This window comes from Terribacillus aidingensis (assembly GCF_040703035.1).
In the GTDB taxonomy this organism is placed as follows: domain Bacteria; phylum Bacillota; class Bacilli; order Bacillales; family Amphibacillaceae; genus Terribacillus.
In genome coordinates, this window is the sequence record NZ_CP159996.1 from 64,689 (window position 1) to 74,033 (window position 9,345).

The window sequence follows — 9,345 nt, forward strand, 5'->3', positions numbered from 1 at the left end:
AGATATATTATCTGAAAGGAGAAATTCAAATGCAAAAACGTAATCTCATACTATTTATTGCTGCAAGTCTGGATGGGTATATCGCAACCAAGGAAGATTCATTGGATTGGCTCTTTGCTGTAGAAGGTGAGGGGGATAATGGTTATTCGGAATTCTACGAGACAGTTGATACGGTTATTATGGGCAAGAAGACGTATGATTGGGTGATAGATAATATAGAAGAATTTCCCTACCAAAATAAAGCGTGTTATGTCTTTACGCGTTCAGATATCAAAGATACTGAGCACGTACAATTTGTCCAGGGCGATATTGCGCGTTTCACGAATCAGTTAAAACAACAAGATGGCAGGAATATCTGGATAGTCGGCGGCGGAGAGCTGTTGTCTTCGTTCATTGAAGAGCAACTGATAGATGAAATGATACTTACTATTGCACCTGTGGTTATTGGCAATGGTATACCTTTATTCAAGGAGGGTCATAATCAAATCGAATTTACTTTAAAAAGAACAAGAACATTCAATCAGTTTGTGGAGCTGCATTATGAAGTAAAGGCTTGAGTAATCTATTCTGTTATGAAGATAGGTAATGATTACTCCTTAATGTCTGATGGCATAGTGCGATATTATCCAAATATAAAGACACTGTAAAGTGCAATCTGCGTTTGCTTTCATTCTTAACACTAGCTGCATGGTATTCTATACCATGCTCTTTTAGATTAACAGTATGAGACAATCTATTTTATTTTTATTGATATGTGTGCTGTTGCTATCAGGCTGTTCATTGGCCCACACAGAAGCTGCCTATGATTCCGAATATAGCCCATTGGTTATTGCCCATCGCGGAGCGTCTGCTGTTGAACCTGAGCATACGTTCTCTTCATATGATCAGGCAATGGAGGATGGAGCAGATTATATCGAAATTGATTTGCGCAGAACGGCGGATGGCGAATTGGTTGCGATGCATGATGACACGGTTGATCGAACAACAAACGGAAAGGGATTGGTCGAGGAGCTAACTTTAAAAGAGATAAAAGCACTTGATACCGGAGAAGGGCAGACGGTACCGACACTAGAAGACATTTTTATACGGTATGGCAGTGAGGTGCAATATTATATTGAAACACGCGAAAATGATAAGGGAAAGCTCGTCATGGAGAGGCAAGTCCTGCAATTGCTAAAGCAGTATGCTATCCCGAAGGGTCAAGTCATCCTGCAGTCGTTCAGCAAAGACAGCATTCGTATATTACATGAACTCGATCCGGAGCTTACGCTTGTACAGCTGTTGAAGAAGAAAGACGTGGAGCAGCTAAATGGGAAAGATCTTCAGGAGATTAGAGACATAGCAATTGGCGTGGGTATCTATGCCGGCATATTAGAAGAATCAGTAGTAGATCTGATTCAGCATCATGATCTCGAAATCCATGCTTATTACCGAGGAGACGAAAGAGAGTGGACAGAGGAGATGCTTCATTACGAAGTGGATGGCATTTTTTCGGATGATCCGGCCTTTTTGGCGAATATGATGGAGAAGAAGGAGTAATCACAACTAGTGATATATTCCTTTTTTTGTGTCCAAATGTTTAGCTTCCCGCTGGGGTGATATAGAGGTAAAAGAATTATTGTAGCAATGAAGGGAGTTTTGTTCTATGAAAACAGTTGCGACAGTAGGAGGCATATTCGGTATCGTTGCCTCACTTCTAGCTATGTTCTTTACCTTAATTGAAAATACGTACACAGTCGGCAATTTTGGTTTGCTTGGAATTGCCGCGGGTATCCTCGGAATTATTGCCGCAGTCTTGCTCAATAAAAAACCAGTACTTGCTGGAGTTCTCCTTATTGTGGCAGCTGCAGTCGGTATCTACGGCGTGTTATTATACTTCTTCGTTCCAGCTGCATTGATGCTGATTGCGGCATTTGTGAAAATGAGCCGTAAAAAAGAAAGTTACTGAAAGAAGGCATACCAATTGAGGTATGCCTTCTTTGCATTTTGTTATGTAGTCGCTTGACGCTCGATTTCAACTTTCAATCTTTTTTCGGGAGCATAATCTCTTTCCCAGTTTTCCGGTTTGAGTATTTTTCCATCACTTTCACGATACTTAGCAACACCATTATGCAGCTTGCCCATATTTGCTTGATGTACTATATCAAACAGTGGTTCAGGCTCAACGCCTAGAATAGCAAACGAACCATTGTTAAAATAGGCCTCATCAATTAGTGCATCTGCTTGAGCAACAAGAACGTCATCTACTGGCTTTTGCTCTTCACGCATCTTGGTTTTGGCTTTCTCTAATCCTGCTAGGAATTGTTCATAAAGCTTTTCAAACTCAGTGAGATCTCCACCCACAGTGGCATATAGAAATTCCATTAATTCCTCACCTGACCATACTGCACGATGTAATGCGATCTCTTTACTCATAGGAGTTGGTTTGTCATTTTGTAAATGATCGAATGCCTTATGGAATTCTCTAACTTGGTTGTATTGTTTCGTCATCTCGTTATCTCCCTTTGGGTTTTTGCTTAATTTCATTATATCAATCGAGAGACGTCTAATACTCTATATGCCTTCTTCAGCGGTAATGTTTTAATTTAAGTTGATAATGCTGTTCTATCGCCAGTCAAGGCAGTCCCGAAGCTCTTGCAATTTCTCATGTACGTAATCAGCAGGAAATACGTTGTATACGTCAGCTTCTGGCCAGATAACATTCAAACGAGCAAAATCTTGAAAGTGAAGTACAGCTAAAAAAGGTTCCTCCTCATCAAGTTCTAACGTGTTATAAAGAAAATCCCCGCGCTTTGCAAAAGGTTTCTTAAGCCACTTCTCCAATTGAAGATAGAATTCCAATAAAGGACAAGCTTCTTCATAAAAGTAAGTTCTATCATTTATCTTAATTTCCAATAAACCTTCTACATAAAGAAAATTACCAAATTGTCTCCTCTCTCGGTTGGAAAGGTGCTCAAAATCAGATCTGAAATCAAAGTTTATTAGTAGCTGTTGCATGTGTTACCCCCACCACATGAGAGTAACAAAGACAGACCACAAAGAGACTGTTCCAGCTACGAATAACATTAAAACTATGTAAGCAGGTGTATCGCCTTTTCGTTTACGCGAGAATAAAATTACTATAAGCATTGCTAGTAGATACAAGACGATACTTATTACACAGAAAGCCGTCACATAATAAATTGGCCACGTATCATAAACGTGGTCCTGCATCCAGTATGCAAGGTCTTGACTGCCAATACCCAGGTATGTGGCGAGCAGGAATAACGGAATAAAGTATATTAAAAATCGTTTCATAGGTGTTCTCCTCTCTGATACACTAAATATATCATGTAAAACCAAATAATGGTTTACCGAGTCGGGAGTGAAAAAAGGTTATGAAACGGTATATCATCATGATGGTGGGAAAGACACATAGTGGAAAGACAACATTTGCGAAAGAATTAGAAGACAGGGTGGAGCACGCTGTTATGATAGACCAAGATACACATGCATTCTTTCTGCAATACCAATACCAAAAACTAGTTCCTAAGACAGGACCACATGATCTAAAACATGCAATCACACAGACTATAGTGGATTACGCAGTAAAAAGAACAGATGCCCATCTGATACTAAGCAACGCTAACCTTGACTGCTCATCACGAAAAAGACTACTTGATTATTATCGAGAGCGGGGATTTGTCAGTATAATTGTTTACTTCGACTTGCCTGAAACTATTCTTAGAGAGCGGGTTGCCAGAGGAAATCGTGACACAAGTATACTCCGTACCGTTTCTAGTTTCGAACAGGTCCTGGACAGGCAGATGAGGATGAAGAAGGCAGAGGAACCCGCGGCAGATGAGGCAGATCATCTATTCATTATACGAGATATAAATGATGTGGGTCAGATCATGGCCATGATTACTAACACAATACAAAAGTGAAAAAGAGGGATTGTTATCCCTCTTCGTATATTAATATCCGTAACCGTAACCATAGTAAGGATAGTTATAGTACGGATAGTATGGATAAGGATAGTAAGGGTATGGGTAAGGCCGAGGCCGGTTATAATAAGGCGGATAAAGTAAAGTGCTGCCGATCAGTCCGCCGACAACACCGCCTAGAAATGGTGCGCCGTAGCCATAACCTGGGCGGCCATAGCCGAATCCTGGACGGCCGAACCCGCCGAAGCCATAACCGGGACGACGTCGGTATTCATCCGTATACTCAGGATAAGAATATTGGAGTTGCTCGTCAGCTTGATAAGGTACAAGAGTTTGATTTTGTTCTTGCATGTAAAACACCTTCCTTTCTGTGCCAGTGTATGACGGGCAAGAGCGGAAGGCGCGGGACAGCAGCCCAAATAAGTTGGCTTTTTTAATTGAATGTATCGCGAAGGATGGCAGCTATCGGGATAAGCAATGCTAGTATGGGAACGAAAGCCCATATCCAGCTGTGCCTGGGGTGTTTGTTTTCCTCTTTCATTTTTTCCACTTCCAGCTCGAGCAGACGGATGCGCTGTTCCAAATCTTCTTTCATAATTCATCCTCCTTAGGCTTGTCTTCGAGACTCTAATAAAAAGAGCCTTCGTTTACATTGTAGTAAACAAAAGGCTGCTTCATGCTTAGGCAATAACAGCAGCTGTTACGGCGCCATATCCTTCACCGCTTCCAGCATTCTGTACAGATCTCTTATAGGAGGCATAAGAAATGTAAAGAGCAATTGTTGCTCCGATCAGGGACAGGATTAGGCCTATATAAGATATCACCGTGGCGATGAACTCATATCTTTCCTCTTCGATAATGACAGCATCGTTATTCACTGATCATCGCTCCTTCCTCCTCTTAGGTTATGCACCTATGGGCGGATGGTGCCATAGCATTTTGATCAATCGTTTGATTAGCTTCCCTTTTGTGAATTATCTGCGCTTTTGCTCAGGGAAAAACTATTAGCTATCAGCTATTCATATGGCAGCTAGAAAAAACGTTGCTGTAGACCCACCCGATGCCGGACTGATATGATGATGGAACTGGAATGAAAGGGCTGACGAGGCGTTGGAAAATGAAAAATATAAGGAACTGAAGATGGGAGAGCGCGGAGTCTATATTAGTATCGGTGCTTATCTTGTCTTGTCCTGTTTGAAACTGATTGTTGGATTTTTAAGTGGATCGGCTGCTTTAAGGGCGGACGGTTTGAATAATGCTACAGATATCGTGGCTTCTGTTGCTGTATTGATCGGACTGAAGCTGGCGAGAAAGCCACCCGATGCGGATCATCCGTACGGACATTGGAAAGCAGAAACAGTGGCAAGCCTTATTGCCTCCTTCATCATGATGACAGTCGGTCTCCAAGTGCTGTATACAGCTGTGCTGAATGTGTTTGATGGTTCTAACGAGGCGCCAGATATGATGGCAGCCTGGACAGGCGTATTCGGGGCGATCGTCATGTTCTTCGTGTACAGATATAATATGCGGCTAGGTTCAAAAATAAACAGTCAATCTGTCAAAGCTGCAGCAAAGGATAATCTATCAGATGCCCTTGTCAGTGTAGGAACAGTAGTAGGTATCATCGGCGCACAGCTAGGGTTGCCTTGGCTGGATCCGCTGGCGGCAATCATTGTCGGCTTGATTATCTGTAAGACGGCATGGGAGATCTTTACTTCTTCTTCTCACCAGCTGACCGATGGATTCGATGAAACACTTATGGTCTCCTATACGGAGACGATTATGAATATCTCAGGTGTAAAAGGTATAAAGACGATGAAGGCGAGAAGCTACGGCAATAATGCCATCGTCGATACAGAAATTTTGGTCAATTCCACGCTGGACATCCGGCAAGCACATGATGTGGCAACAACAGTGGAGAAGACGCTGAAGCGGGAGCATGGCGTCTACTGGGTGAATGTCCATGTTGAACCACAATAAAAAGCCAGAAGCGACTATGCTTCTGGCTTTTTTACTTTAATCAATGATCAGCATATTGTTTTCGTCAAATTTCCAATGCTCGCTGAACGCCACTTCCCAATAATAGCCATTAGGGTCAGTGAAATAACCGCTGTATCCACCCCAATCGACTCGCTGCGGCTGTTTCACGATTGTGGCACCGGCTCGTGCCGCTTTTTCGATTACATAATCGACTTCCTGTGCCGTTTTCGCATTGTAAGCGAGTGTGAAGCCAGGAAAACCAGTGCCTGTTTCAGGGGGATTATCCGCATTGATATCTTTGCGTAATGCATCTAGCGGATACAATTCCAGCTTCGTGCCTCTATTGTTGAAGAAGACGATATTCGGTGAGTTTTCTTTTACGCTTGTCTCGAAATCCAGGCCATCACGATAGAAAGCAAGTGACGCTTGCATGTCGTTCACACCTAAGCAAATCAAATTGATTTGGTTCATTTCGGCAAACACTCCTATTGTTTTTTTTGTCGTCGGTTTTTGAGCCATACACTAATGTTAAAAAAGATCATAATTACGGCCGCGGCACTAAGCAGAATCACGAGCATCAACGTTCCTGCGTTCGTGAAGTTATTGTAGATGCCAATGGATAAGCCCGCTAGCATAATGAATAAGTACATCCAGGTCTTTTTTGTCATAATCGTGCCCCTTTATGGAATAAGTAGGCCAGAAAGCATCTTCTGGGTGATATGGTTGAGTTCGGGCAGGTCATCTAGAGGGAAATACCGCAAATCCAGGCTTTCCCCATCAAGCATAGTGAATTCCCCTGAAACGTCGTGAGCCTCATAAACAGAGATGACATTATACACCTCGTCACCATTTGGATACTTGGCGTAGAACTCAGGTCCTGAACACATACGCAGGAAGCTGAAACGCTCTGCATGCAGTCCAGTTTCCTCAAAAAGCTCTCGTCTGGCTGTGTCTTCCAGTGATTCTCCGAGCTCCAAAGCGCCACCTGGAAGTCCCCAATCCTTTGTATCCGCTCTTAGCTGTAAGAGCAGCTGGCCGAATTCATTCCGAACAATGACACCGGCACCAGCCATGACGAGCGGTCGGGTTCCGACTGTTTCACGTAAGTCCATGATATAGTTGGCCAACGACATTACTTCCTTTCATCCTTCGGGTAGAAGGTATCTTTGCTGCGAGGAAAAAGAGTGTTGGAGATACCGTAGCTGATCAAGTAGCTGACGAGTAAGCAGATGCCAATAATGATTAGATTGTCATGAAGCAAATAAAGCAGTGCGCTTATTCCGCCCAGCACAACATAAATACCAACATTCAAATATAAGCGTTTCGTCTGATTATCGAAATTCATTTTGTACGTCCTTTTCTGTCATACTTTGTATAGCTATTTTTAATCGTCATGTTGCTAGCTTCAATCGTATACTTAGTTTTAATTGTATTACTAGCTTCATTATACCAGTGCCTGGATAAATTCCAAAGAAGAGCGTATATCCGGAATGGTTGTCCCATATAGTGTACAAATGCGCGGTATGGGAGGAAGCACGAATGACTAGAAGATGGATTGCAGGAGCCATAGCAGCTGCGCTGTTTATCATGCTGCTCGCTTACTACGTACCGAAGATTGTCACGACAGAGGAATCTTCCCATTCCTGGTCCTTGCCGTTGGCTGGCAAGACGATTGTCATCGATCCGGGACATGGCGGTGTAGACGGCGGAGCGGAAGGATCAGATGGTACGCAGGAAGCAGGAATTACATTAGCAGTCTCAAAAATGCTGCGGGACTATTTGCAGCAGGCAGGTGCACTCGTCTATCTGACACGGGAAGAGGATGTGGATCTGGCGGATGAGGATACAAAAGGACTTTCCCGCCGGAAATCAGAGGATATTCGGAACCGGGTAGCCTTTATAGAAGAGAAGGAAGCAGACTTTTATATAAGCATTCATACGAACGCATTGCTTTCTTCCAAATGGTCCGGAGCCCAAACATTCTTCAATGAAGATAATGCAGGCAGTAAAGCATTGGCAACGTTCATCCAGGATGAAATCAAACGTAATCTGGAAAACACGACACGGGTACCGCTGGCATTGAATACGATGTACCTGCTGAAGCACACGGAACCGACAGGCGCACTTGTCGAAATCGGTTTCATGTCTAATCCGCGGGAGCTGGAGCTCTTGAAGGATTCCACTTATCAGGAGCAAATGGCATTCAGTATTTATGAGGGTATCCTCCGCTATACAACCGAGAAGATGCCGGAAGATGAATGACCGAGCGCCGCTTGCCTAGCAGTCTTAAGAATGTGTTATACTAGCGGTAAAAGCAATCTGGAAAACGTTTTCCGGAACAAGCTAGGTAGGGGGCGTTCACATGGTAACAGAAGAAAAAGTACGGGAGCTTCTGAATGATATAGAAGATCCTTTTCTACATACGACGCTAGGAGAGACTGGCGCTATCGCAGACATCCGGATCAAGGAAGAGAAGCGTCATGTCAGCGTGAAAATTTTGGTTGGTAAAACAAATACAGCAGAGCAGATGCAGCTGCAGCAAGAAATTGTCAATGTACTGAAAAGTGCAGGAGCTGCAACAGTAGGATTGCGCTTTGATCAGCTGCCGCAGGACATTGTGGACCGCTACAGCCAAACACAATCCTCTGGCAAGCAGCAGAAATCCTTGCTGGACAAAGATACAAAGACAAAATTCATCAATATCGCCAGCGGTAAAGGCGGTGTCGGTAAATCTACGGTTACAGTCAATTTGGCGGTAGCACTTGCACGCATCGGCTTCAAAGTTGGTATCATCGATGCAGATATATATGGCTTCAGTGTTCCGGAAATGATGGGTATCGAGAAACGACCGGAAGTGGTCGATGACAAAATCACACCAGTCGAACGTTTCGGCGTGAAAATCATCTCGATGGGCTTCTTCGTGGAAGATAATGGTCCGGTCATCTGGCGCGGACCAATGCTTGGAAAAATGCTGACAAGCTTCTTCAAAGAAGTACAGTGGGGCGATGATCTCGATTACTTGCTTGTCGACCTTCCGCCGGGAACAGGCGATGTGGCTTTGGATATTCATACGATGCTGCCATCCTCCAAGGAAATCATCGTTACAACACCGCACCCTAACGCTGCTTTCGTAGCTGCACGTGCTGGTCAAATGGCGATTCGCACCGAGCATGAAATCCTTGGTGTTGTAGAAAACATGGCTTATTACGAAGTCCAGGCTACTGGCGAGAAAGAATATGTCTTCGGTCAAGGTGGCGGGGACAAGCTTGCAGATGCACTTGATACAGAAGTGATCGGACGCTTGCCGCTGGCACAGCCATACAAGGAAGAGGGAGTCTTTGCACCAGCTGTATATCAAGAAAATCACCCGCTCGGAGATGCGTATGATGACTTGGCAAGAGCGATCTTAGAGAAATATATGCAATAAAATAAAGCTGAG

17 protein-coding genes are annotated in these 9,345 nt (G+C 43.7%); 7 read left to right on the forward strand and 10 right to left on the reverse strand.

The features are described 5' to 3' along the window. The first annotated feature begins 29 nt into the window (after nt 1-29). The 3 genes from ABXS78_RS00425 to ABXS78_RS00435 all read left to right on the forward strand — a co-directional run bounded on the left by ABXS78_RS00425 (nt 30) and on the right by ABXS78_RS00435 (nt 1,948). Nucleotides 30-557, forward strand: coding sequence for a dihydrofolate reductase family protein (locus tag ABXS78_RS00425; RefSeq protein ID WP_366248449.1), 528 nt, complete (start codon nt 30-32; stop codon nt 555-557). Nucleotides 558-780: 223 nt separating this feature from the next. Further along, on the forward strand, nt 781-1,539 hold the full coding sequence (locus ABXS78_RS00430; RefSeq protein ID WP_366248450.1) for a glycerophosphodiester phosphodiesterase family protein: 759 nt from the start codon (nt 781-783) through the stop codon (nt 1,537-1,539). Between the two features lie 106 nt (nt 1,540-1,645). Beyond that, complete coding sequence (locus ABXS78_RS00435; RefSeq protein ID WP_366248451.1) at nt 1,646-1,948, forward strand: hypothetical protein; 303 nt, start codon at nt 1,646-1,648, stop codon at nt 1,946-1,948. Nucleotides 1,949-1,989: 41 nt separating this feature from the next. Here the strand turns inward: ABXS78_RS00435 and ABXS78_RS00440 are convergent, their stop codons facing one another. The 3 genes from ABXS78_RS00440 to ABXS78_RS00450 form a co-directional block, all read right to left on the reverse strand. Continuing rightward, complete coding sequence (locus ABXS78_RS00440; protein WP_366248452.1) at nt 1,990-2,490, reverse strand: HAD family hydrolase; 501 nt, start codon at nt 2,488-2,490, stop codon at nt 1,990-1,992. 114 nt (nt 2,491-2,604) lie between these two features. Further along, a complete protein-coding gene (locus ABXS78_RS00445) occupies nt 2,605-2,997 on the reverse strand; it encodes a hypothetical protein (RefSeq protein WP_366248453.1) in 393 nt (130 codons plus the stop codon). Nucleotides 2,998-3,000: 3 nt separating this feature from the next. Continuing rightward, nucleotides 3,001-3,297, reverse strand: coding sequence for a hypothetical protein (locus ABXS78_RS00450; protein ID WP_366248454.1), 297 nt, complete (start codon nt 3,295-3,297; stop codon nt 3,001-3,003). Nucleotides 3,298-3,377: 80 nt separating this feature from the next. Between ABXS78_RS00450 and ABXS78_RS00455 the strand changes: the two genes are divergently transcribed. Next, entirely contained in the window at nt 3,378-3,926 is a 549-nt protein-coding gene (locus ABXS78_RS00455) for an ATP-binding protein (RefSeq protein WP_366248455.1), read from the forward strand. Nucleotides 3,927-3,956: 30 nt separating this feature from the next. Here the strand turns inward: ABXS78_RS00455 and ABXS78_RS00460 are convergent, their stop codons facing one another. From ABXS78_RS00460 to ABXS78_RS00470, 3 genes are all read right to left on the reverse strand, one after another. Further along, complete coding sequence (locus ABXS78_RS00460; protein ID WP_366248456.1) at nt 3,957-4,277, reverse strand: hypothetical protein; 321 nt, start codon at nt 4,275-4,277, stop codon at nt 3,957-3,959. Nucleotides 4,278-4,359: 82 nt separating this feature from the next. Further along, nucleotides 4,360-4,521 carry a hypothetical protein gene (locus tag ABXS78_RS00465; protein ID WP_366248457.1) on the reverse strand — a complete coding sequence of 54 codons (162 nt, stop codon included), beginning with the start codon at nt 4,519-4,521 and terminating at the stop codon, nt 4,360-4,362. A gap of 85 nt (nt 4,522-4,606) precedes the next feature. Beyond that, nucleotides 4,607-4,804: a hypothetical protein gene (locus tag ABXS78_RS00470; protein ID WP_366248458.1), complete on the reverse strand. Its 198-nt coding sequence runs from the start codon at nt 4,802-4,804 to the stop codon at nt 4,607-4,609. A gap of 232 nt (nt 4,805-5,036) precedes the next feature. On the opposite strand from ABXS78_RS00470, the gene ABXS78_RS00475 reads away from it, so the two are divergent. Next, on the forward strand, nt 5,037-5,906 hold the full coding sequence (locus ABXS78_RS00475) for a cation diffusion facilitator family transporter (protein ID WP_366248459.1): 870 nt from the start codon (nt 5,037-5,039) through the stop codon (nt 5,904-5,906). A gap of 36 nt (nt 5,907-5,942) precedes the next feature. Here the strand turns inward: ABXS78_RS00475 and ABXS78_RS00480 are convergent, their stop codons facing one another. From ABXS78_RS00480 to ABXS78_RS00495, 4 genes are read right to left on the reverse strand one after another with little or no spacing between them, the layout of a single operon-like run. Continuing rightward, nucleotides 5,943-6,377 (reverse strand): VOC family protein, encoded by a 435-nt coding sequence (locus ABXS78_RS00480; RefSeq protein WP_366248460.1) that lies wholly within the window; start codon nt 6,375-6,377, stop codon nt 5,943-5,945. 14 nt (nt 6,378-6,391) lie between these two features. Then, nucleotides 6,392-6,574: a hypothetical protein gene (locus tag ABXS78_RS00485; protein ID WP_366248461.1), complete on the reverse strand. Its 183-nt coding sequence runs from the start codon at nt 6,572-6,574 to the stop codon at nt 6,392-6,394. A gap of 12 nt (nt 6,575-6,586) precedes the next feature. Further along, nucleotides 6,587-7,018: an NUDIX hydrolase gene (locus ABXS78_RS00490; protein ID WP_366249845.1), complete on the reverse strand. Its 432-nt coding sequence runs from the start codon at nt 7,016-7,018 to the stop codon at nt 6,587-6,589. Between the two features lie 20 nt (nt 7,019-7,038). After that, on the reverse strand, nt 7,039-7,251 hold the full coding sequence (locus tag ABXS78_RS00495; RefSeq protein WP_095224666.1) for a hypothetical protein: 213 nt from the start codon (nt 7,249-7,251) through the stop codon (nt 7,039-7,041). Between the two features lie 242 nt (nt 7,252-7,493). Here ABXS78_RS00495 and cwlD point away from each other — a divergent pair, with 242 nt between their 5' ends. Both cwlD and ABXS78_RS00505 read left to right on the forward strand, forming a co-directional pair. Continuing rightward, a complete protein-coding gene (cwlD, locus tag ABXS78_RS00500) occupies nt 7,494-8,168 on the forward strand; it encodes an N-acetylmuramoyl-L-alanine amidase CwlD (RefSeq protein WP_366249846.1) in 675 nt (224 codons plus the stop codon). 100 nt (nt 8,169-8,268) lie between these two features. Next, nucleotides 8,269-9,333: an Mrp/NBP35 family ATP-binding protein gene (locus ABXS78_RS00505; RefSeq protein ID WP_366248462.1), complete on the forward strand. Its 1,065-nt coding sequence runs from the start codon at nt 8,269-8,271 to the stop codon at nt 9,331-9,333. Nucleotides 9,334-9,345: the final 12 nt, after the last annotated feature.

Coding starts and splice junctions, on each gene's coding strand:
- ABXS78_RS00425 (WP_366248449.1), top strand. CDS start 30: ATGCAAAAACGTAATCTCATACTATTTATTGCTGCAAGTCTGGATGGG.
- ABXS78_RS00455 (WP_366248455.1), top strand. CDS start 3,378: ATGAAACGGTATATCATCATGATGGTGGGAAAGACACATAGTGGAAAG.
- ABXS78_RS00435 (WP_366248451.1), top strand. CDS start 1,646: ATGAAAACAGTTGCGACAGTAGGAGGCATATTCGGTATCGTTGCCTCA.
- ABXS78_RS00505 (WP_366248462.1), top strand. CDS start 8,269: ATGGTAACAGAAGAAAAAGTACGGGAGCTTCTGAATGATATAGAAGAT.
- ABXS78_RS00465 (WP_366248457.1), bottom strand. CDS start 4,521: ATGAAAGAAGATTTGGAACAGCGCATCCGTCTGCTCGAGCTGGAAGTG.
- ABXS78_RS00480 (WP_366248460.1), bottom strand. CDS start 6,377: ATGAACCAAATCAATTTGATTTGCTTAGGTGTGAACGACATGCAAGCG.
- ABXS78_RS00440 (WP_366248452.1), bottom strand. CDS start 2,490: ATGACGAAACAATACAACCAAGTTAGAGAATTCCATAAGGCATTCGAT.
- cwlD (WP_366249846.1), top strand. CDS start 7,494: ATGCTGCTCGCTTACTACGTACCGAAGATTGTCACGACAGAGGAATCT.
- ABXS78_RS00460 (WP_366248456.1), bottom strand. CDS start 4,277: ATGCAAGAACAAAATCAAACTCTTGTACCTTATCAAGCTGACGAGCAA.
- ABXS78_RS00485 (WP_366248461.1), bottom strand. CDS start 6,574: ATGACAAAAAAGACCTGGATGTACTTATTCATTATGCTAGCGGGCTTA.
- ABXS78_RS00495 (WP_095224666.1), bottom strand. CDS start 7,251: ATGAATTTCGATAATCAGACGAAACGCTTATATTTGAATGTTGGTATT.
- ABXS78_RS00445 (WP_366248453.1), bottom strand. CDS start 2,997: ATGCAACAGCTACTAATAAACTTTGATTTCAGATCTGATTTTGAGCAC.
- ABXS78_RS00450 (WP_366248454.1), bottom strand. CDS start 3,297: ATGAAACGATTTTTAATATACTTTATTCCGTTATTCCTGCTCGCCACA.
- ABXS78_RS00490 (WP_366249845.1), bottom strand. CDS start 7,018: ATGGACTTACGTGAAACAGTCGGAACCCGACCGCTCGTCATGGCTGGT.